Source organism: Pseudooceanicola sediminis (genome assembly GCF_003575965.1).
Lineage (GTDB): Bacteria > Pseudomonadota > Alphaproteobacteria > Rhodobacterales > Rhodobacteraceae > Pseudooceanicola > Pseudooceanicola sediminis.
On record NZ_QWJJ01000005.1, the window covers coordinates 20,825 to 42,525 of the forward strand.

Consider the following 21,701-nt stretch of genomic DNA (forward strand, 5'->3'; position numbering starts at 1 on the left):
ATAGCCCAACCACCCGTTACGAGCAAGAGCACCCCCACCCCGCACCGCCTCTTCGAACACTCCCCCCTCTCACTCCGCACCAGCCCCAGTCAGCACCGGCCCTAGTCAGCACCGGCGCCCCTCGCCCCCCCAGGCCCCGGCCCCGCACGACCACTCCGGCCCACTCGCCTGTCCGGTCAACCGTCCGGCCTCCCCCGTCATCTGGCCGAAAATACCCCGGGGGAGTCGCGTCAGCGACGGGGGCAGCGCCCCCACTCAGGTCTCACCCCCGCAGGACGCCCCCGAAACCACCACACCCTCACACTCTCACACCCTCACACTCTCTCCAGCGCCGCGGGTCCGCCAGACGGCGCCTAAAGGCTCGGCCGCCGCTCGCCTCAGTACAGCCCGCCAGACGACAGCGTGCCGAAATTTGCCTTCGGCGCGATTGTCGTCCTCTCGCCGGTCGAGGTGGTGATCTGCTGGCGTTGCCGGGCGTCGCCCGCATCCCGGAACAGCGGCAGATCCGACCCCATGGCAAAGCCACCGTCATAGGTGATGCCAAAGATCGGCTCTTCGCCATCGCGGAAATACTCGGCGACCACATTGTTGCCCGAGGCATCGTCGGACAGACGCGCGCCGGTAAAGCGGTCGATGTTGATGAAATGGCCCCCCGGCGGCACCTTGAACGCCCCGCCGCCATATTCCTTGATCGCCTTGGTCATGAACTCCTGGAACACCGGACCGCACAGCGTGCCGCCATAGCCATGGCCGTTCATCATCGAGCGGGGATTGTCATAGCCGATATAGCACCCGGCAACCAGGTTCGAGGTAAAGCCGATGAACCAGGCATCGCGCGCATCATTGGTGGTGCCGGTCTTGCCAGCCGTCGGCACCGGCAGGTTGACCACCCGCGCCGCCGTGCCGCGCTGCACCACGCCCTGCATCATCGAGGTCAGCTGATAGGCCGTGATCGCATTCATCACCCGCTGAGAGTTCGAGATGATCTCCGGCCCCTCGCCCGCTGGCAGAACCGGCTCGCGGCACTCGTTGCAGATCCGGTGGTCGTGCCGATAGATCGTGTGGCCATTGCGGTCCTGCACCCGGTCGACCAGCGTCGGCTCGACCCGCTCGCCGCCATTGGCGAACATCGCATAGGCCGCGACCATCTTGTACAACGTGGTCTCTTCGGAGCCGAGCGCATTGGCCAGGTAGGTGCCCATATTGTCATAGACACCAAAGCGTTCGGCATATTCCGCCACCACGTCCATGCCGACTTCCTGCGCCAGGCGGATCGTCATCAGGTTGCGCGACTGCTCGATCCCGGTGCGCAGCGGTGTCGGGCCGTAGTACTGGTTGGACGAGTTGGTGGGCCGCCACACGCCATCGGGCGTATTCACCTCGATCGGCGCATCGATCACGATCGTCGCAGGGGTATAGCCCGAATCCAGTGCCGAGGCATAGACAAACGGCTTGAACGATGACCCGGGCTGCCGGTTCGCCTGGGTGGCGCGGTTGAACACCGACGCCTGATAGGAAAATCCGCCCTGCATCGCGATCACGCGGCCGTTGTTGACGTCCATCGCCATGAAGCCGCCCTCGACCTCGGGCACCTGGCGCAGCGACCAGTTGACGAAGGCCCCGCTGTCATCCGTGACCTCGCGCACCAGCACCACATCGCCGCGCTTGAAATTGTCGTGGAAATCACCGCGCAGCCAATGGATATCCGACCGCGGCACGGAATGGCCGCGCGGATCGTCATTCGCCACGTCCTCGATGCCGATGTCCAGCGTCTGATCCGCGACGTTGAACACCACGGCGGGCAGCCAGGGATGCTCCAGCGTGATGTCCCGGGGCACATTGGTGCCGCGCAGGGTGTCGCGCCAGGTGGTCTCGTCGGCCAGCTGTGCTTCGTCCAGGGCCTTGCCGGTGCCGCGCCAGCGCCCCAGCGTGCGGTCGAATTTCTCCAGCGCGTGCCGCAGCGCCATTGCCGCGTCGGCCTGCATTTCGGGGTCGATGGTGGCACGCACGGTAAAGCCACCGGTAAAGAACTCGTCCTCGCCGAAATCCTGGGTCAGCTGGCGCCGGATCTCGTCGGTAAAGTAGTCGCGCGGCGGCAAGGTGCTGCGGAACCCCGGATAGTCGCCGCCCTGCACCGAACGGATCGGCTCGGCCACCGAGGCCGCATAGATGTAGTCGTCGATATAGCCGTTCTCATGCATCTCGCGCAGCACGTAATCGCGCCGTTGCAGCAGCCGGTCATGGTTGCGCACCGGGTGATAATCCGACGGAGCCTTGGGCATGGATGCCAGCGTCGCGGCCTCGGCGGGCGACAGCTCGGACAGTGGCTTGTTGAAATAGGTCTGCGCGGCGGCGGTCACCCCGTAGGAGTTCTGTCCCAGGAAGATCTCGTTCAGGTACAGCTCCAGGATCTTGTCCTTGGGCAGCGTTTCCTCCAGCCGCGAGGCCAGGATGATTTCCTTGATCTTGCGCTCGATCTTGCGGTCGCCGGTCAGCAGAAAGTTCTTCATCACCTGTTGCGTGATGGTCGAGGCCCCGCGCACGTTCTTGCCGCGCGACTTGATCGCATCAAAGGCCGCCGACATCATGCCGCGCGTGTCATAACCCGCATGGTGATAGAAATTCTTGTCCTCCGCGGAAATGAACGCCTCTTTCACCAGCTTGGGAATTTCCGACGCGGGCGTGAAAAGGCGCCGTTCCTGGGCGAATTCGTCAATGATGCGCCCTTCGCCGGAATAGATCCGGCTGATCGTCTTGGGCTGGTAACTGGCCAGCGCCTCGTGGCTGGGCAGGTCGCGGCCATAGATCCAGAACACCGCCCCGATGGACAATGCGATCACGGCGACCGACAGCGTGACAAGGGTAAAAATGGCTCCGAAAAAGGAGAGAACGAATCTGATCACGGGCGGCGCGCCTTTCTGGTTGAAAGCAGTATATAGGGCGCTGGACGAGGGCGGTCAAAACACATCCCCGCCAAACCGCCGCGATCTGCCGGAACACGCCGTTGCCGGGACGTTGCCGGGTCCGCCTGCTGGCCCCGGAAGATACTCTGACAGGACACCGACAGTCCCTTCACAGGCCCTTGACGGGCCGCCCGCAGCCTTCCGGCGCGCCGCACTCCTCACGACAGCACCAAGCACGAAGGCCCCCCACGACCTGTACCGCGCGATCCGACGCGCAGGCAGTCAGGGCATCATCCACGCGGTCGGCCGCGCGCGGCGCAAACTACTGGCGCCGCAACGGTGCCTCGGCCTCATCCGCCAATTGCCAGGCCAGCACCGCATCCCGAACCGCCCCGGCCAGGCGGGCGCGAAACTCGGGCGTGACCAGGTTGGCGCGGTCCCGGTCGCTGGACAGGAACCCGACCTCGATCAGGATGCTGGGAATATCCGCCGCCTTCAGCACCGAATACCCCGCCGCCCGCCGTGGCCGTGAATTCAGCGGCAGCCCCGCGCTCCGCAACGCCGCAACCACGGCATCGGCCAGCGCCTCACTGCGCGGCTGCGTCTCCATCCGCGCCAGGTCCATCAGCACGTCGGCCACCACGTCATCGCTGTGGCTCAGGTCCACCCCGGCCAGGATATCGCCCCGATCATGACGTTCCGCCAGCTTGCGTGACGCCTCGTCGCTGGCGGTCTTGGACAGCGTGTGCACCGTCGTGCCCCGCGCCCCGCCGCCGGCCAGCGCATCCGCGTGCAGCGAAATGAACAGATCCGCATCCATGGCATGGGCCATCTCGACACGGCGCTCCAGCGACACGAAACTGTCGTCCTCGCGCGTCATGGCAACCTCGGCCCCCGCCCGCACCAGCGCCTCGCGCAGGGTACGGGCATAGCTCAGCATCAGCCGGCTTTCCGTGACGCCGTCACGCATGGCACCGGGATCGAGCCCGCCGTGACCTGGATCGAGCAGGATCCGCAGCACCCCAGCCTCAGACGTCGAGGAAGCCGCCCTCGAATCCCCCGATGTCGCGGCAGGCAACGCCCAGCCCGGATCAGGGGCCGCCCCTGCCGCCGCCGCAAAGGCGGCATCGCCAACCCGCATGAAACGCGCCCGCAACACCGCGGCGCCGCTCTCCGGGTCGATCGTCAATGCCGCACGCTGCAACGCCAGCGGCGCGGTCAACGTCAGTACCAGCCGCGACCAGCCGGGGCGCACGCCCCCCATGGCCGCCGAGGCGACGAGGTCCGATCGCACCAGGGTCGCGGCCTGCACACCGCTCCAGTCAACCTCGCGGAAATCCAGCACGACCCGGCGCGGATCCTGCAACGTGAAAATGCGGTAGGGTACCCCCTGGCTCAACGCCAGTTCCAGCTCCAGACCGCCCTTGCGGTCACGGATCCGGCTGCGCGCCGGATCGACCTGCGCCATCGCGCTAAAGCTCGAATGCGCCGCGCGCGCCTGTGCCGGCCGCCCCTCCTGTGCAGGGCGCCCCTCCTGTGCAGGACGCTCCTGGGGCTCACGCCCCAAATGCCCCTGCGCCCATCCCGGTGCCGATGCCCCGCAACACGTGACCACAGCGACAAGCCCGAGGATCAAGACCCGCATCACCACGAAGGGCGTCCCCCGATCCCGCAGGCACCGTCTCCCCGTCCGTCTCATCTCCGTCGCTTTCAACCTTGCCATCCCAAACCCCAACGCAACGCCCCCGCGAGGCCGCGCCGCAACAACCTCACCCTCGCTCCATCAATCCCGCACACCGATCGAGTACACCAATCGCGCACTGTGCGCACGGCAAGCACGCGACCACAGCTCCCGCGCCTGCCAACCATCACTCCCGCATCGCATCCCCGATGCTGCACTGCAATACCGACAGGATACCGAACCCGAAACCGACAGGATACCGCAGCCCGGACTCAGGCCATTCAAAGCTTTGTCCCGAGGCATTTTGCTGATAATTTACCAACAATTCGCCACCGTCAGCAAAGGCCAGCGCCAATGACCTCCGACTCCCGCCGCATCGTTTCCTCCCGTCACCTGGCCGAGGGCGAGGGCTGGGAAGCCTCCGAATTCGAATACGGTCTGATCATCGCCTACAACGCCTTCACCCGCTGGATGCAACGCTGCATGACGGCTGCAGGCATGCCGGAATTGTCTCCGCTGGAAATCCTCGTCCTGCACAATACCAATAGCCGGGGTCGTGATAAGCGATTGTCCGATATAACTTTTCTTCTGAACATCGAAGACTCCCACACGGTGAACTATGCCCTGCGCAAATTGCTGAAGCTCGGTCTGCTGGAAAATGAGAAACGCGGCAAGGAAGTGTTCTACCGCCCCTCCCCGACCGGAGAATCTCTCTGCCTCGCCTACCGCAAGATCCGGGAACAATGCCTGCTTGGCACGCTGCCCGCAGGCTACGACGGCGACGAACTGCGCAGGATCGCCTCGTCCCTGCGCGCAATGTCCGGCCAGTTCGATCAGGCCAGCCGCGCCGCCGCCAGCCTCTAGCCCGAACGCGTACCTGTATGGAACGCCCCACAAAGCCGCCTCCGGCGGGGGTATTTCCCGCCAGATGATGAAGAGCGCCGTCCTGCAGGTTTCCCTGTTCGAAATATCCCGGGGGAGGCAGCGAAGCTGACGGGGGCGGAGCCCCCACATTCATGCCCGAAGGAACCTGGGGTCAGCCCATGGCATTCGGCAGCACGGTTACGATTGCCGGAAACATCGTGATCAGCAGCACACCAAGCAACAAGAGCCCGAAGAATGGCAGCGCGGCCCGGGCAACACGCAGGATGTCGATCCCGGTAAGCCCCTGGATGACAAAAAGATTGAAGCCTACGGGCGGTGTGATCTGGCTCATCTCGACCACCAGCACAAGGTAGATGCCGAACCACAGCGTATCTATTCCCACCGCCTGCACCATCGGCAGGATGATCGAGGTTGTCAGCACCACGACCGAAATCCCGTCCAGAAAACACCCCAGCACGATGAAGAACACCGTGAGAACCGCCAGCAGCGCGTAAGGCGACAGCTCCATCGTGCCGATCCAGGCGGCAAGGTTTCTCGGGATGCCGGTAAAGCCCATCGAAATTGCGAGGAAGGCCGCCCCCATCAGGATGAAGGCGATCATGCAGGAGGTGCGCGTCGCCGACATCAGCGCGGCCAGCAGGTCGCGCCAGCCGAAACCACCGGACGCGAAGGCTAGCCCGACCGCCAGCACAACACCGACGGCCGCCGCGTCCGTCGGTGAGGCGACGCCGGTGTAGATCGATCCCATGACCCCGATGATCAGCAGCATGACCGGGATCAGCCGCCGCGAGGCCGCCAGCTTTTGGCGCACCGTGTAATGCACCCCCTCGTCGGGAATGATCGTCGGAGACATCAGGGCGCGCAGCCCGACGTATCCGGCGAACATCGCCACCAGCATCAGGCCCGGCAGGATCCCGGCCACGAAGAGACGCGCGATGCTCTGTTCGGTCGCCACGCCGTAGACGATCAGGATGATCGAGGGCGGGATCAGCAGGCCCAGCGTGGCCGAGCCTGCCAGCGTGCCCAGGATCAGGCTTTGCGGATAGCCGCGCGCCTCGAGTTCGGGCACCGACATGCGCCCGATGGTGGCCGCAGTCGCCGCAGACGACCCCGAGACAGCGGCGAAGATCGCGCAGCCCAGCACGTTGACATGCAGCAACCGCCCCGGCACCCGTCCCAGCCAGGGCGCAAGCCCCGAGAACATGTCGTTGGACAGGCGCGAGCGCAGCAATATCTCTCCCATCAGGATGAACAGGGGCAGCGCCGCCAGCGTCCAACTGTGCGAATTGCCCCAGAGCGTCGTCGCCAGCACCAGCCCTTGGGGCGCATTGGCGAAGAAGACCAGCGCCACCAGCGCCAGTGCCATCAGTGACAACGCCACCCAAAGACCTGCCGCCAGCATCACCAGCAGCACGCCGAGAAGAATCGAGAAGATCACCGGATCGGACATCATGCCTCTCCCGCATCAGCGATGATGGCATGACCGGCGCGCAGGCTTTCCAGCAGGGTATCCAGCAGTGCGATCGTCAGCAGCGCCAGTCCCGCGTCCATCGCCAGTTGCGGAATCCACAGCGGGATGGCCACCATGCCTGTCGACATGTCCCCGAAATCCCAGCTCTCCCATGTCAGGTTGATCGCATAGAAACAGGCGTAGCCCGAGAGGGCGGCACCGACCCCCAGCACCAGCAGTTCCAGCGCCCAGGTGGCCCTGTCCGGCAGGCGCGAGGTCAACAGGTTCACCCGGATATGCACACCGGATCGCAACGTCGGCGCCAGGGCCAGGAAACTGGCCGCGGCCAGCAGGAAGCCTGCGAAATCCGCGTAAGACGGGATGGTATAGGAATAGCCCGGCCCACCGATGCGCGCCAGGATGTTCAGGCCGACCTGCGCCGTCACGACGAGGCAGATCAGGGCAATCGCGGCCGCCGCCGCCACGCCCCCCGCTAGATAGAGCAAGTCCAGACCGCGCCGCATCGCGTCACCCCTGTTGAAAGAAACATCCAAAGCCAGTGGCCCCGCGCTGTTGAATGCGCGGGGCCGGGTCAGATCACCGGGCCGTTCACTTGGCCTCGTAATCGGTCAGGATTTTCTGACCGGCCTCGCTGGCGCTGGTTTTCCAGTCGTCCATCATGGTGGCACCGATCGCCTTCAGACCGTTCATCAGATCATCTGAGGGCGCGACGATGGCCATGCCGTTGGCTTCCATTTCGGCCTTCTTCTCATCCGCTTCGGCTGCCGACATGTCCCAGCCGCGCGTTTCGGCGGCGGCGGCGGCGTCCAGCACGGCGGCCTGCACGTCTTCGGGCAGGCGGTCGAACATCTTCTTGTTCACCACGACGATGTTCTTGGGCAGCCAGGCATCAACCGCCGTATAGGTATTGACGTAATCCCAGGCCTTGGAATTGGCCCCGGTGGAGGGCGAGGTCATCATCGCCTCGACCTGGCCGGTCGAAAAGGCCTGCGCGATATCGGGCGCTTCGACCTGCACCGGGGCGGCCTTGGCCAGCTGGGCGAATTGCTCAAGCGCGGCGTTGTAGGCGCGGAACCGCAGGCCCGACAGATCGTCGACCGTGGCAATTTCGCCATTGGTGTACAGCCCCTGCGCCGGCCACGGAACCGAGAACAGCGGCATCAGATCCTCTTCGGCCATCAGCTCGGTGATCACGGGTTTCTGCGCGTCCCACAGCTTTTTCGCGTCTTCATACGAAGTGGCGAGGAAGGGCTGGGAATCGATGCCATAGGCCGCATCTTCATTCGACAGGCGCGACAGCAGGAATTCCCCGATCGGCACTTGGCGCGAGCGCACCGCGCCCTTGATCTCCGGGTGCGGGAACAACGATCCGGCGGAATGCACTTCGATCTCGAGCGCGCCATCGGTGGCCGTGGCGACGTCGGCGGCGAACTCACGGATATTGACGGTGTGGAACGTGGTGTCGCCATAGGGCACCGGCATGTTCCAGGTTTCGGCAGACAGCGGGGCGGCAAGGCAGATCCCGGTGGCGACGACAGCAGCAAATTTCAGCATTTTCTCTCTCCTGATGGATGTATGGGCACGACTCTTGCGGTCGGCTTGGGTTACAGTGACATTACGTTGACAATTTGTCAGCGTTTTGCCATTCAGGTCAAGAGAAACCTCTGTCCCCTGATAAAGGCACGGCTCTGGTGATTGATCCGCAGGCACTTCCCTCCGCTCCGACCGGGCAGCCACAGGTCCTGCCACTGGGCATGGACGCCTTTCTTGTCCGCTTTGCCCCGGTCTTTGCACCGCAGGCGAACCGCGCCGCACTGGCCCTTGGCGAACAGGCCCGCAGCCTGGCAGGGGTAACCGAGGTGCTGCCGGCCCTGACATCGACCATGGTACGTTTCGACATCCCCGAGACGACGGACCGCGCCACGGCCCGGGCGGCCTTGCAACAGCTTGTCGACAGCCGCGACTGGCTGGCGTTGCCCGACGCCCCGGCCCGCCGGGCGTGGACCCTGCCGCTCAGCTTTGACGGCGACGATGCGCCGGGCCTGGCCCATGCCGCAGAACAGGCCGGGATCAGCGAAACCCGGGCTGTCGAACAGATCCTGGCCGCCAAACCGCGTGTGTTGGCCATCGGGTTCGCCCCCGGCCAGCCCTACATGGGCCTGCTGCCCGAAAACTGGGATTTCCCCCGCCAGGGCACGCTCAGCCAGGTGCCCGCAGGGGCGCTGGTGGCCGCGATCCGGCAGTTGGTCCTGTTCGCCAACCCCTCGCCCACCGGCTGGGTTCAGGTGGCGCGCACCTCGTTCCGCCCCTTCACCGCCGGGGCCAGCGATCCCACACCCCTGCGCGCGGGGGACGAAATACGCTTTGCCCGCGCCAGCGCCGACGAACTGGCAGGCCTGGCAGACCACCCGCTTGGCGGCGCCACGCAACAGGATCTGACATGACCGCGTCGCTCAGGATCGTCGCCGCGGGGCCGGGACTGACGGTGCAGGATCTGGGGCGCCCGGGACATGCGGCGCAGGGGCTGTCACGCGGCGGTGCGCTAGATCCGCTCGCCCTGCACGAAGCCGCGGCGCTGCTCCATTCCCGCCCCGCCGCCGCGATCGAGATGCCCGGCATGGGTGGCAGTTTCAGCGTCGACATCCCGACACGGGTCGCGCTGACAGGTGCCCCGATGAAGGCGACGCTGGATGGCGCGCCCCTGCGCTGGCACGCCGCCCACCCCATCGCGCCGGGGCAGATCCTCAAGATCGGCGGGGTCGAACGCGGCGTTGTCGGATACCTGACACCCGGCGCCCCCATTGCGACATCGCCCGTGCTGGGCAGCCGCGCGGCGCACCTCAACATCGGAATCGGCGCGGTGTTGCAGTCTGGCGACTGCCTACCCCTGTCCGACGACCCCGCGCCGTCGCGGCCCGCCTGCCACCTGCCCGGCGCGGGTCCGTTCGGTGCGCGCTTCAACGGCGGTACGGTGCGCCTGGTCCCCGGTCCGCAAAGCGACATGTTCGACGACGCGCAGCGGGCGGCGCTCGGACAGGCGACCTTTGTGCGTGGCCCGCGCAGCAATCGCCAGGCGATGCAATTGATCAGCCAGGATGACCCGACATGGCACCGCGCGGCGGGTGACCTCGCCTCCGAACCCATCCAGGCCGGTGACGTGCAGATCACCGGCGACGGCACGCCCTTCGTGTTGCTGGCCGAATGCCAGACCATCGGCGGCTACCCCCGCATCGGGTCGGTTCACCCCGCCGACATGGGGCGCATCGTGCAGGCCGGTCCGGCCCCCGCGCTCCACCTCTCCTTCATCGGGTGGGAGGACGCCGAAGCCCTGCTTGCCAGCCACCTTGCCGCTCTGGCCCGCCTGCCCGCCAGCGTCATGCCGCTGGTGCGCGATCCCGCCGACATTCCCGACCTGCTGTCCTACCAGCTGATCAGCGGCGTCACCTCCGGTGACGATCTGGACCCGACTGCGCGCTAGGACAGCCGCCCGGTTTGGGCAACGGCGCGGGCGTTGCCCGAGGCGCGCGCACGTGCCCACCAGGCCGCTCGGCCTGCCTGTGCGTGCCCTCGAAATGCCGTCATTTGTCTGACTTGCACGGGTGCCACCGCGCAGAAATGTCGCAGGAAACCGCTCCAATTGAATCCAATTCGGCCGGAACCGCATCATGGGCGAGGCGTTGAACTAGCGAACACCCCATGTGGGGTTGGGCAGACAACAGGAAAGGACATACCATGCCACTATGGTCTATCGTCTTCTTTGCTGTTGCCGTCGTCGCTGGCCTGTTTGGTTATGCGGGGATAGCCGCAGCATCCGCAGGGATTGCCCAGATACTTTTTATCCTGTTCATGGGATTGGGAATTCTGGCCCTTGTTGTCGATCACTTCGAGGATCGGTTCTGAAACGAACCACCCCTGTGACCGTGAGAACCAATGCAAAACGCCCCGCCGTGGAGATCCGGCGGGGCGTTTTTCTGTGTGACGTTCCATGTCCGTCATGACGCCTGAACGCTGCCCGAAAGGGCGCCGTCCGGGGACGTCACCTTTTTCGCGCAGCGCACGGGTTGGGATCAGCCTTTCAGCGTCTCGGTCGAGGCAAAGAACATCGCCTGGCTCACAGCCGAACGGACCTGATCTTCGCGGTACGGTTTGGAAATCAGGAATGCCGGTTCCGGGCGTTCGCCGGTCAGCAGCCGTTCGGGGAACGCGGTGATAAAGATCACCGGCATCAGGCCGAACTCTCCCAACAGCTCGTTCACGGCGTCGATGCCGGACGAATTGTCGGCCAGCTGAATATCCGCCAGGATCAGATCGGGCTGTTCCTTGCGACCCAGGGCGACTGCTTCCTTGTGGGTGCGCGCGACACCGGTGATGCGGTGGCCCATCTCGGCAACCAGCGCCTCCAGGTCCATCGCGATGATCGCCTCGTCCTCGATGATCAGAACGCGGCCGGAAATGGCATCCTCCATCTCCTGACGGGCAGTTTTAAGAAGCAGTTCAACTTCGTCTTCGTCCGTGTTCATGATCGCCGCGACTTCGGAGACGTTAAAATCTTCGATCGAATGCAACAAAAGCGCTTCCCGCGTGTTGGGGCTTAGCTTGGCCATGTGTTCCTGCGCGCGCGCCTCCATGCCGGAGGCTTCGATATCGACGGGTGAACCGGAACTGGCCCAGATGGTGTGATATACCTTGAAAAGGGCAGCTTTGTCGCCAATGCCGCCCTCAAATACGGAACGATCCTGCAGGATGGCTTCCAGCGTGGCTGCCGCATAGGCATCACCGGAACTCTGCGATCCTGTCAGGGCCCGCGCATACCTGCGCAGGAATGGAAGGTGTGTGCCGATGAGGCTGGAAAGATCCGTGGTACCGGAAGAGACCGACATTTTATCCCCTTAATTGTCCTTTTCTTGGGAACCCAACGCCACCTGGTTGCGTTTGGTTCCGCTAGCAGCGAGAAATTCTCCGGAGTTGGAAAGGAACTATGGCATTGGGTCAGTCAAATACAGGCAAGAAGGGCGGGATAGACGATAACCTCCGGAAGGTTTTTCAATCCACGCTGGACGAAGATATCCCGGATCGCTTCAAAGATCTGCTGAATCAACTTAAAAACCAGGACTCCACGGCGAGCGCCGAGGGTGACCGTAAATGACAAAGCACCCGCGGGACGAACTTGTCGACCACCTTCCTGCGCTTCGGGCCTTTGCCCTCGGGTTGACCCGAAACAGCGCGACGGCAGACGACCTCGTTCAGGACGCTATCGTCAAGGCGTGGACGAACATCGAGAAATTCGAGGCCGGGACCAACCTGCGCGCCTGGCTTTTCACGATCCTGCGCAACACCTATTACAGCAGCCTTCGCAAGACGCGCCGCGAGGTTCCCGACGTCGATGGCATCTTTGCCGCCGGTCTGTCCGAGAAGCCGGCCCACGACGGTCGCCTCCAGATGGCGGACTTCCGACGCGCGTTCGAAAAGCTGCCCGATGAACAACGCGAAGCCCTCGTGCTGGTCGGCGCCCTGGGTGCCTCCTACGAAGAAGCCGCCGTGACCTGCGGCGTTGCCGTCGGTACGATCAAGAGCCGCGCAAACCGTGGCCGTGCGAAACTTGCAGAACTGCTGCATCTCAACGAAGACGAGGCAATGGAATTGACAGACCCCGCGACGATGGCGGTGGTCAATTCAAAACCCATGACAGCCCGCTGACAGGCCAAACACCTGCATGCCAAATTCCGCGAACACGCCCTGGGTACGCAGTCTGAGTTTTCGGATTGCGGGGGTTCTCTCTCTTGCCTTGGTTCCCATCGGGTCCATCGCCATCTACCAGACCAATCAGGTCAGTTCGCAAGCCGAAGAGGTGACGCGGCTGTCGCTGCTTGCCCTCACCCAACAAGGGGTCGAGGGCGAGCGTAGCGTTCTGCAACAGGCGTTTGGTGCGGCCTCGGCACTGGCCCGCTCGGTCGAGGCGAACGGTCTCGAACTTGCCGCCTGCCGCAAGATGATGGGCGACTTCAACAAGCAGATGCCAAAGTTCAGCCTGGCGGCCTACATCCCCGTCGATGGCCAGATCCAATGCGCATCGACCGGGATCGGCACGGATGTATCCCAACGCCCGAACCACCTGTTCACCATCAATGCCCAGGCACCCACCGTGCAGGTCGCCACCGATGCCCCGATCAGCAAGACCTCGGTGCTCGTGGTTTCTCAGCCGGTCTTCATTGACGGTGAATATACCGGCTACGTCGCCATCTCTGTCCCCCACTCGAACCTCAAGCTGGAACAGAGCGCGGGCTTTGGTGCCGCGCCCAAGGATATCATGACCTTCAACGGGTCGGGCAAGATCCTGACCTCCACCACAGGTTTCGACAACGCTGAATCCGTGCTGCCGATCCGCTCCACGCTTGAGGAAATGGCCGGCCTCGCCCCCATCGTCTTTTCCGGGCAGAGCCGCACCGGCGCCGATCAGCTCTATGTCGTCGTGCCCGTGGTCGAAGATCAGGTCTTTGCCCTCGGCATCTGGCCCTCGGTTTCCGACATGTCCGAAACCGTCAACGCGCCGGTGATCCTGTTCCCGCTGCTGATGTGGATCGCCTCTGTCGTCGTCGGCCTTGTCGCCATCGACCGCATGGCCGGCCGTCACATCCGAATGCTCAGCCGCCGGATGCGCCGCTTTGAACGTGTCCGCACGTTCGAGGACAACCGCACCATGCGCCACGCCGCCGAAGAGCTGCGGCACATGGAACAGGATTTCATCCTGATGGCCGAAACCATCCTGCATGATCAGGCCGAGCTGGAAAATGCCGTCCGCCAGCGCAACGTGCTGCTGAAAGAGGTCCATCACAGGGTCAAGAACAACCTGCAACTGATCTCCTCGATCATGAACATGAACATCCGCAAGGCGCATTCCGAAGAAACCAAGGCAATCCTGTCACGGCTTCAGGATCGCGTGCTGGCCATGGCCTCGATCCACCGCAACCTGCACCAGGTCGAACAGCAGGGCCAGGTCAACGTCGGCGCCCTGGTGCGCGAGGTCGCGAACCAGACGTTGCAGGCCAGCGCCAGCGGCGGCCACCGCATCCGCGTCAAGATCGAAATCGACGATGTCATCCTCTATCCCGATCAGGCCGTGCCGCTGTCGCTGCTGGCGTCCGAACTGATGGCGAATGCGGCCAAGTACACCAGCAACGATCACGGTGAGCCCTGGCTGACCCTGTCGCTGACGCAAACCGGCACGCGGGCCAAACTGCAAATGGTCAATTCCAAGGGCACGGTCACCCGCGAACCCGCCGAGGGCGAATCCACCGGCCTTGGCAAACAGCTGATCCGCGCCTTTGCGACCCAGCTCGGCAGCCGCATCGAAACCGAGGAATCCGACACGGAATACCGCGCCTTCGTGTCGTTCGAAGTTCTCAGCTTCCAGCCAGAGGCGCTGGATTACTGAGCCCACCGCCGGAGCGATCCCTCGCGCTCCGGCGGTGACCCTGCCTGCCCTCCCCCTGCCTGCCCTCCCCCTTGCTGCATGGCCCCCGTCCCTCGCGGTCTCGTTCCGCCACGCGACGGTCATCCTGCCACCCCACCGCAGATGCCGCCGACTGACGGTCCCGCGCCTGCCCGGCCCCCCTGACCAACCCTGTCACACAGGGCCGCGACCCTGCACCCAGGCAGCCCGGAACCATGCCCCCGCAGGTTGCGTTGGGTCGACATGGACACACGCACGCACCAAACCAGCCCGCTCTCCCTGCCCACCCCGACCGACGCGGGCGGGCAGCCCCGCAAGCTCGGCGTCGAGGTTGAATTCGGCGGTCTGGGCGAGGAAAAGACCGCTTCGCTGCTGGCCCGCGAAACCGGCGGAACGATGGAATGCCAAGGCACCGATTACACCGTCAGCGATACGCCCTTCGGCACCTGCAAGATGTTCATCGACACCGCCTATCGCAAACGCGCCTCGGGCGAGATCGCAAAGACCGCGCTGGACCTCGCGCGCGGGCTGGTGCCTGTTGAACTGGTCACTGACCCTTTTGATCCGGTAGCGCTGCCGAAGCTCGACACCCTGCTGGCCACGATGCGCGACGCCGGTGCCTATGGCACCGAACGCGGCATCCTGCTGGGGTTTGGCGTACACCTGAACGTCCAGACCGCCTCCGATGACGTCGCGCACCTGTGGTCCGTCGTCACCGCCTTCGCGCTTGCCGAACCGCTGCTGCGCCACAACCATCCCATCGACCTGTCGCGGCGCGTGCTGCCCTTCGTCGATCCCTACCCCCGCGCGCTGCTCGACGCGCTGGCCGAGGGGCCCCCGGAGACGCTGCACGATCTTGCGCAGATCTACCTGACCTACGCCCCGTCGCGCAATCATGCGCTGGACATGCTGCCGATCATCGCGGATTTCGACACCTCCCTGATCCGCGAGGTGTTCGGCGACAACCACGGGATCGGCGCGCGCCCCGCCTTTCACTATCGTATGCCCGACTGCCGGATCGACGACCCGGAGTGGAGCGTTTCACAGGAATGGGACCTCTGGGTCGCGATCGAGGCGCTGGCCGAAGATCATGCCGCGCTGAATGCCCTCTGCGCCGCCTGGCGTGATCACCGTGACCGGCTGGCCCGCATCCCGCACGGCTGGCTCGACCGTGCCGCAGAGATCCTGCGCGATTACGGGCATGATAGCCTGTCCAAACGCGACAGCGCAGCGGCGTGACACCCCCCCGTCCAGACCCCGCCCCGATCACCGCCCCGAACGCTGCGCAGACGAATTCGGGACAGACAAACACGGGACAGACAAACTTAGGCCCATCAACTGCTGACCCGACACGCCCCTCCCCCGCGGCACCGACGCCCGGCCGCACGGCCCCTTACCGCCCCACCATCGGCGTGACCGTGTCGCGCCATTCCGGCTGGCGGATCTTTCCGCTGATCTGGCTGAACCTGGCGCTGGCCGGGGCGCGCGCCCTGCGGTGGGACACGGCAGAGGAGATCGACCTCGACCGGGTCGATGGCATCGTCATCGGTGGCGGAGACGACATCGCGCCCAGCCTCTATGGCACCGAAATCGTCGCCCGCGTGACGCTGGATCCGGCGCGTGATCGCATGGAACAATCCCTGATCGCTCAGGCGCTGGCCCAGAACCTGCCGATCCTGGGCATCTGTCGCGGGGCACAGATGCTGAATGTCGTGCTGGGCGGCACGCTGCACCAGAACGCCTTTGGCGTCTACGGATCGCGCAAGTACAGCACCATCCTGCCCCGCCGCAACGTCTCGATCCGCCGCGACAGCCACCTGGCCCGTATTGCCGGAACCGACCCGATGCGCGTCAACGCCCTGCATTCGCAGGCGGTCAACCGGTTGGGGCGCGACCTGCGCATCGCCGCCACGGACGAGGCCGGCATGGTCCAGGCCGTCGAACGCACCGCCGAACCGTTTGCCATCGGTGTTCAGTGGCACCCCGAACACCTGTTCTATGCGCGCCGCCAACGCCGCCTGTTTCGCGCCCTGACCCTGGCCGCCCGCGCCTATGGTGCCGGCCGCGATCAACGCGACGGCGTCGCCACTGACCTCGCCGCACAGTGACCCCGCCCCCCGAGGTTTGCCACCCCGAGGTTCGACCGGCGATGTTTGCCCGCCGCCGCTGTCCAGCCCCATCGGCGCCCGGCCAACCCCCTTCCAACCAGCCCTTGCCAGACAGGCCGATCCGGCCCCCACCGGCCCCGAGAAAAAAACGAAAAAAAATGTTCCCGGCCGGAACCCTTTCTGATCGGGCTGCGTTACTTGAATGACCGATGCGTCTGTCCCGGACATCCCCAGCATCGGAAATCGGGTCGTGCTATACCTCGTGACGTCCCAACCTGTGCCGGAGAAGTATCCCCCTTCTCCGGCACAAAACATTCTACACCCCTGAAATTTCGCATACCGGCACCCTTGCAAGCAATCGAGCGCCCCTGCGCGCGGAACTGGTCGTTTTCACCCCGGTCAGAGGCCTGCACCTTAGAAAACCGGGCCTTTTGCCGCTGGGGTTTTGACGCGGGCGCATTTTCCCTGTTCAGTCGACAGACCTCCGGCAGCCGCAGCGCAGCCGACCGCCAAAGACCAGACGCAAGGCTGCCAATGCCCAATCCCGATACGCCCAAACCCGATACGCCACACCCCGATGTGGCAACCACAGGTCCCCGGCCCGGCGGCCGCGCGCAAACCGGTACTCGGCGGGGTTTCCGCGTCTCGCCCGCCCGGCCGCTGGCGATGCTGGGCAACTGTCCCGCTTATGCCGCCACACCGCTTGGCGAAAATCCGACCCTCAGCGCCCTTGGTCACGCGAGGGTGCTGGTCAAGGATGAAACCGCCCGGATGCGACTGGGCAGCTTCAAGGCGCTCGGCGGCACCTATGCCATCGCGCAGATGATCGCGGATGCCAGCGGCGACAGCGACCTCATGTCCGACACCGCCCGCGCAGCGGCGGCGCAGATGACCTTCATCACCGCCAGCGCCGGAAACCACGGTCTTTCGGTTGCCGCGGGGGCGCGGATCCTCGGCGCGCACGCCGTGATCGTCCTCGACAGCACGGTGCCTGCCGGGTTTGCAACCCGCATCGCGGCCATGGGGGCCGAGGTTCTGCGCGTGCCCGGCGGGTATGAGGATGCCGTGGCCCACGCGATGACCACCGCCGACGCGCAGGGCTGGCTGTTGCTGGCCGACGGTTCCTGGCCCGGCTACCTCGACCGCCCTGCCCTGATCATGGAGGGCTATACGGTGCTGGCCGAAGAATGCCGCCAGCAGTTTGCCACCACTGGCGACTGGCCCAGCCATGTCTTTCTCCAGGCCGGTGTCGGCGGCCTTGCCGCCGCCGTCGCGGGCCATATCCGCGCCCTCTGGGATGTCCAGCCGGTGATTACCGTCGTCGAACCCGACCGCGCGCCCTGCCTGCGGATCAGCGTCGCGGCGGGGCGACCCGTCACCGCCACGGGCGCACGGTCCAACATGGGGCGGCTGGATTGCAAGGATGCCTCCTTGCTGGCCTTCGACGCGCTGCGCCATGACGCCGACCACTTTGTCACCATCACCGATGCGCAGGCGGACGCCGCCGTCACGCAGTTCGCCCGCGCGGGCCTGCAGACCACCCCCAGCGGCGCGGCTTCCCTCGCCGGGATGCTGGCCGCCGATCTGCCCGCCGATCTGCCCGCCGGGGCCATCGCTCTGGTCATCGCGACCGAAGGCACCGGGGGCTGATTTTCGCACCGCTCACTTACCGTCACGATACCGTCAAGATACCGACGTTAAATTCTGGCGATATCAAAGGCTTGCCCTATGTCCCCTGACAGGGCGTACCGACACGGCCACAAGATGCCCCCGCAACCGGCAAATGCGCGCAGCGCCACCGCCGCCACCCTTGTTCCGCACCGGCGGACCCCGTATAAAACCCCCTTTCCGCCCCGGACGGGGTTTGCCCGAAGATGAGGCGTCCATGCTCCAGACACCCTACTACCTGATCGACAAATCGGCCCTGCTGCCGAACATGGAAAAGATCGCCTGGCTGCGCGAACAATCCGGGGCCAAGGCCTTGTTGGCATTGAAATGTTTCGCCTCCTGGTCGGTGTTCGATTTCATGTCCGAGTACATGGACGGCACCACCTCCTCCTCGCTCTACGAGGTCAAGCTGGGGCGCGAAAAGTTTCCAGGCGAAACCCATGCCTATTCCGTTGCCTGGGCCGACCATGAGATTGACGAGGTGCTGGCGAACTCCGACAAGGTGATCTTCAATACCGCCGGACAACTTCAGCGTTTTGAAGGGGTTAGCCGGGGCCACACCCGCGGTATCCGGGTCAATCCCGGCGTGTCGACCTCCGGTTTCGACCTTGCGGACCCCGCGCGTCCCTTCTCGCGCCTGGGCGAACACGACGCCGCCGACATCGAACCCGTCGCGGACCTGATTTCTGGCTTCATGTTCCACAACAACTGTGAAAACGCCGATTTCGACCGCTTTGACAACATGTTAGGCAGCATCGAACAGCGCTTTGGCCACCTGATCCGCCGGATGGATTGGATCAGCCTCGGCGGCGGCATCCACTTCACCGGCGAAGACTACCCGATTCACCGCCTTGCCGAGCGTCTGAAACGCTTTGCCGGCGAGAACGAGGTGCAGGTCTATCTTGAGCCGGGCGAGGCCGCGATCACCAAGTCGACCACGCTGGAAGTCACTGTTCTGGATACGCTTTTCAACGGCAAGAACCTCGCCATCGTCGACAGCTCGATCGAGGCGCACATGCTGGACCTGCTGATCTATCGCGAATCCGCCAAGATGGCCCCGAACGAGGGCCCCGAGGAATGGATGGTCTGCGGCAAGTCCTGTCTCGCCGGTGACATCTTTGGCGAATACCGTTTCCCGAAGGCCCTGAACCCCGGCGACCGCCTGTCGGTTCAGGATGCCGCAGGCTATACGATGGTCAAGAAAAACTGGTTCAACGGCGTCAAGATGCCCGCCATCGCGATCCGGGAACTCGACGGCTCGACGCGCCTCGTGCGTGACTTTGATTACAACGACTTCGCCGCGGCACTGTCCTGAGCGTTGTCGTGCTCCGACCCAACAACCAAAGGGGGTAACACGGGTTTATGAAACGTAATGTCCTGATCATCGGCGCTGGCGGCGTCGCCCAGGTGGTCGCGCACAAGTGCGCGCAGAATAACGACATTCTGGGCGATCTGCATATCGCCAGCCGGACGAAATCGAAATGCGATGCGATCCTTCAGACCGTGGCCGACAAGGCCGCGATGAAGCAGGACGGCGTGTTCAAATCCCATTCTGTCGATGCCATGGACAGCGCCGCCGTCGCCGCGCTGATCCGGCAAACAGGCGCGCAGATCGTCATCAACGTCGGCACCGCCTTCGTCAACATGACCGTGCTGGATGCCTGCATCGAAACAGGGGCCGCCTATATCGACACCGCGATCCACGAAGACCCTGAAAAGATTTGCGAAACGCCGCCCTGGTACGGCAATTACGAGTGGAAAAAGCGCGACCTCTGCGCTGAAAAGGGCGTCACCGCGATCCTCGGCGCGGGGTTCGATCCGGGCGTCGTCAATGCCTTCGCGCGTTATGCCATCGACACCTACATGGACGACGTGACCTCCATCGACATCGTCGACATCAACGCCGGCAGCCATGGCAAATACTTCGCCACCAACTTCGACCCCGAGATCAACTTTCGCGAATTCACCGGCACCGTCTATTACTGGGAAGACCAGAAATGGAAGGAAACCAGCATGTTCGCCTCAGGTCGCGAATGGGACCTGCCTGTCGTGGGCAAGCAGAAGGCCTATCAGTCCGGCCATGACGAGGTGCACAGCCTTGCCGCCAACTATCCCAAGGCCGACGTGCGCTTCTGGATGGGTTTCGGCGATCACTACATCAACGTCTTCACCGTGCTGCAAAACCTCGGACTGCTCTCCGAACAGCCCGTGACCACGGCCGAAGGGCTTGAGGTCGTGCCGCTGAAGGTGGTCAAGGCCTGCCTGCCCGATCCCTCGTCCCTCGCCCCCGACTACACCGGCAAGACCTGCATCGGGGATCTGGTCAAGGGCACCAGAGACGGCGCCCCGGTCGAGGTCTTTGTCTACAACGTCGCAGACCACGCCGAGGCCTATGCCGAGGTCGGCAGCCAGGGCATTTCCTACACCGCAGGGGTGCCCCCCGTGGCCGCCGCCATGCTAGTCGCCACCGGCGAATGGGATGCCAAGGCCATGAAAAACGTCGAGGAACTGGACCCAAAGCCGTTTTTCACCCTCCTCGACAAGATGGGCCTGCCGACGCGGGTTGAGGTCAACGGCACCGATACCGCCTGGAACGCCTGACCCCTGTTACAGCCTGAAAACCACGCCCTGCCCGCCCCGCGCCGGCAGGGCGTTCCTGCCCCCTCTGCCGCCCTGCGAAACAAGACGCCGCGCGCCTTCCGCACAGCGGCACATGCGCAGAACGACGTAGGGTCACACGCCTCAGGCGCGCTTGACGCCTCCGCCGCTGGTCGCCCACGCTGACGTCATACCAGACCGTCAGAGGGGGAGGGGCTTTCATGAAACTGGATCAGGCCATGCAGGAGCGGCGCAGCATTCGCGGCTTTACCGACGCCCCTGTGCCCCGCGCCCTGTTGGAGGAGGTCATTGCCCTCGCCAACCGCGCGCCCTCCTCGATGAACACCCAGCCCTGGCACTTTCACGTGCTGACCGGCACGCCGCTGGAGCGGGTGCGTCAGGGCAATTCCGAACGCATGCTCGCCGGAGTGCCCGTTCAGCGCGAGATCATGGACCACGGAGAATACGAGGGCGTGCATCGCACGCGCCAGATCGAGATCGCCGTGCAGCTGTTCGAGGCGATGGGGATCGAACGCCACGACAAGGTCCGCCGTCAGGATTGGATGATGCGCGGCTTTCGCCAGTTCGACGCCCCCGTCTCGGTCGTCGTCACCTTCGACAAGTCGTTGGAGGATCGCAGTACCATCGCCCATTTCGACCTGGGCGCGGTGACCTATGGCCTTGTCCTTGCCGCGTGGAGCCGTGGCCTCGGCGCGGTGATCAATGGCCAGGGGATCATGCAAAGCCCCGTGGTGCGCGAGGTGGCCGAAATCCCCGACGATCAGGTGATCCTGACCTGCGTCGCGCTCGGCTGGCCGGATGAAACCTTCTCGGCCAACGCGGTGAAATCCCGACGCCGGCCGGTCGACAATGTGGCCCGTTTCATCGGGTTCGACGAGGCGTCACAACGCATGAAGGCTGGCGAATAACGAACTGA

General features: G+C 64.6%; 20 protein-coding genes. 13 read left to right on the forward strand and 7 right to left on the reverse strand.

Features of this window, described 5'->3' with window-relative positions; genetic code table 11:
- Nucleotides 1-377 precede the first annotated feature (377 nt).
- The 3 genes from DL237_RS06560 to DL237_RS20565 form a co-directional block, all read right to left on the reverse strand.
- Nucleotides 378-2,903 (reverse strand): penicillin-binding protein 1A, encoded by a 2,526-nt coding sequence (locus DL237_RS06560; RefSeq protein WP_119398261.1) that lies wholly within the window; start codon nucleotides 2,901-2,903, stop codon nucleotides 378-380.
- 322 nt (nucleotides 2,904-3,225) lie between these two features.
- Nucleotides 3,226-4,371: an N-acetylmuramoyl-L-alanine amidase gene (locus tag DL237_RS06565; protein ID WP_119398262.1), complete on the reverse strand. Its 1,146-nt coding sequence runs from the start codon at nucleotides 4,369-4,371 to the stop codon at nucleotides 3,226-3,228.
- A gap of 400 nt (nucleotides 4,372-4,771) precedes the next feature.
- Nucleotides 4,772-4,939, reverse strand: a complete 168-nt coding sequence (locus DL237_RS20565; protein WP_158585596.1) for a hypothetical protein — start codon at nucleotides 4,937-4,939, stop codon at nucleotides 4,772-4,774.
- Between DL237_RS20565 and DL237_RS06570 the strand changes: the two genes are divergently transcribed.
- Nucleotides 4,939-5,448: a winged helix DNA-binding protein gene (locus DL237_RS06570; protein ID WP_119398263.1), complete on the forward strand. Its 510-nt coding sequence runs from the start codon at nucleotides 4,939-4,941 to the stop codon at nucleotides 5,446-5,448. The genes DL237_RS20565 and DL237_RS06570 overlap by 1 nt on opposite strands.
- Nucleotides 5,449-5,620: 172 nt before the next feature.
- Here the strand turns inward: DL237_RS06570 and DL237_RS06575 are convergent, their stop codons facing one another.
- The 3 genes from DL237_RS06575 to DL237_RS06585 all read right to left on the reverse strand — a co-directional run bounded on the left by DL237_RS06575 (nucleotide 5,621) and on the right by DL237_RS06585 (nucleotide 8,494).
- Nucleotides 5,621-6,919: a TRAP transporter large permease gene (locus DL237_RS06575; protein ID WP_119398264.1), complete on the reverse strand. Its 1,299-nt coding sequence runs from the start codon at nucleotides 6,917-6,919 to the stop codon at nucleotides 5,621-5,623.
- Nucleotides 6,919-7,443, reverse strand: coding sequence for a TRAP transporter small permease (locus DL237_RS06580; protein WP_119398265.1), 525 nt, complete (start codon nucleotides 7,441-7,443; stop codon nucleotides 6,919-6,921). Before DL237_RS06580 ends, DL237_RS06575 begins: the two co-directional genes overlap by 1 nt.
- Before the next feature lie 85 nt (nucleotides 7,444-7,528).
- On the reverse strand, nucleotides 7,529-8,494 hold the full coding sequence (locus DL237_RS06585) for a TRAP transporter substrate-binding protein (RefSeq protein ID WP_119398266.1): 966 nt from the start codon (nucleotides 8,492-8,494) through the stop codon (nucleotides 7,529-7,531).
- 137 nt (nucleotides 8,495-8,631) lie between these two features.
- On the opposite strand from DL237_RS06585, the gene DL237_RS06590 reads away from it, so the two are divergent.
- From DL237_RS06590 to DL237_RS06600, 3 genes are all read left to right on the forward strand, one after another.
- Complete coding sequence (locus tag DL237_RS06590) at nucleotides 8,632-9,384, forward strand: 5-oxoprolinase subunit B family protein (protein WP_119398267.1); 753 nt, start codon at nucleotides 8,632-8,634, stop codon at nucleotides 9,382-9,384.
- Nucleotides 9,381-10,418, forward strand: coding sequence for a 5-oxoprolinase subunit C family protein (locus tag DL237_RS06595; RefSeq protein WP_119398268.1), 1,038 nt, complete (start codon nucleotides 9,381-9,383; stop codon nucleotides 10,416-10,418). Before DL237_RS06590 ends, DL237_RS06595 begins: the two co-directional genes overlap by 4 nt.
- 254 nt (nucleotides 10,419-10,672) lie before the next feature.
- Nucleotides 10,673-10,840 (forward strand): DUF1328 family protein, encoded by a 168-nt coding sequence (locus tag DL237_RS06600; protein ID WP_119398269.1) that lies wholly within the window; start codon nucleotides 10,673-10,675, stop codon nucleotides 10,838-10,840.
- Nucleotides 10,841-11,007: 167 nt separating this feature from the next.
- Here the strand turns inward: DL237_RS06600 and DL237_RS06605 are convergent, their stop codons facing one another.
- Nucleotides 11,008-11,820: a response regulator gene (locus DL237_RS06605; RefSeq protein ID WP_119398270.1), complete on the reverse strand. Its 813-nt coding sequence runs from the start codon at nucleotides 11,818-11,820 to the stop codon at nucleotides 11,008-11,010.
- Nucleotides 11,821-11,918: 98 nt separating this feature from the next.
- On the opposite strand from DL237_RS06605, the gene DL237_RS06610 reads away from it, so the two are divergent.
- The 9 genes from DL237_RS06610 to DL237_RS06650 all read left to right on the forward strand — a co-directional run bounded on the left by DL237_RS06610 (nucleotide 11,919) and on the right by DL237_RS06650 (nucleotide 21,693).
- Complete coding sequence (locus tag DL237_RS06610) at nucleotides 11,919-12,086, forward strand: NepR family anti-sigma factor (RefSeq protein ID WP_119398271.1); 168 nt, start codon at nucleotides 11,919-11,921, stop codon at nucleotides 12,084-12,086.
- On the forward strand, nucleotides 12,083-12,637 hold the full coding sequence (locus DL237_RS06615; RefSeq protein WP_119398272.1) for an RNA polymerase sigma factor: 555 nt from the start codon (nucleotides 12,083-12,085) through the stop codon (nucleotides 12,635-12,637). Before DL237_RS06610 ends, DL237_RS06615 begins: the two co-directional genes overlap by 4 nt.
- A gap of 16 nt (nucleotides 12,638-12,653) precedes the next feature.
- Nucleotides 12,654-14,372 (forward strand): sensor histidine kinase, encoded by a 1,719-nt coding sequence (locus DL237_RS06620; RefSeq protein WP_119398273.1) that lies wholly within the window; start codon nucleotides 12,654-12,656, stop codon nucleotides 14,370-14,372.
- Between the two features lie 261 nt (nucleotides 14,373-14,633).
- A complete protein-coding gene (locus tag DL237_RS06625; protein ID WP_119398274.1) occupies nucleotides 14,634-15,629 on the forward strand; it encodes an amidoligase family protein in 996 nt (331 codons plus the stop codon).
- 179 nt (nucleotides 15,630-15,808) lie between these two features.
- The gene (locus tag DL237_RS06630) at nucleotides 15,809-16,498 is read left to right on the forward strand and encodes a gamma-glutamyl-gamma-aminobutyrate hydrolase family protein (RefSeq protein ID WP_233544889.1); all 690 of its coding nucleotides are present in this window, start codon (nucleotides 15,809-15,811) and stop codon (nucleotides 16,496-16,498) included.
- Nucleotides 16,499-17,032: 534 nt separating this feature from the next.
- Complete coding sequence (locus DL237_RS06635; protein WP_119398275.1) at nucleotides 17,033-18,148, forward strand: diaminopropionate ammonia-lyase; 1,116 nt, start codon at nucleotides 17,033-17,035, stop codon at nucleotides 18,146-18,148.
- Nucleotides 18,149-18,383: 235 nt separating this feature from the next.
- On the forward strand, nucleotides 18,384-19,481 hold the full coding sequence (locus DL237_RS06640) for a carboxynorspermidine decarboxylase (RefSeq protein WP_119398276.1): 1,098 nt from the start codon (nucleotides 18,384-18,386) through the stop codon (nucleotides 19,479-19,481).
- 47 nt (nucleotides 19,482-19,528) lie between these two features.
- Nucleotides 19,529-20,767 carry a saccharopine dehydrogenase family protein gene (locus tag DL237_RS06645; protein WP_119398277.1) on the forward strand — a complete coding sequence of 413 codons (1,239 nt, stop codon included), beginning with the start codon at nucleotides 19,529-19,531 and terminating at the stop codon, nucleotides 20,765-20,767.
- Between the two features lie 218 nt (nucleotides 20,768-20,985).
- Nucleotides 20,986-21,693: a nitroreductase gene (locus tag DL237_RS06650; protein ID WP_119398278.1), complete on the forward strand. Its 708-nt coding sequence runs from the start codon at nucleotides 20,986-20,988 to the stop codon at nucleotides 21,691-21,693.
- The last annotated feature ends 8 nt before the right edge of the window (nucleotides 21,694-21,701 follow it).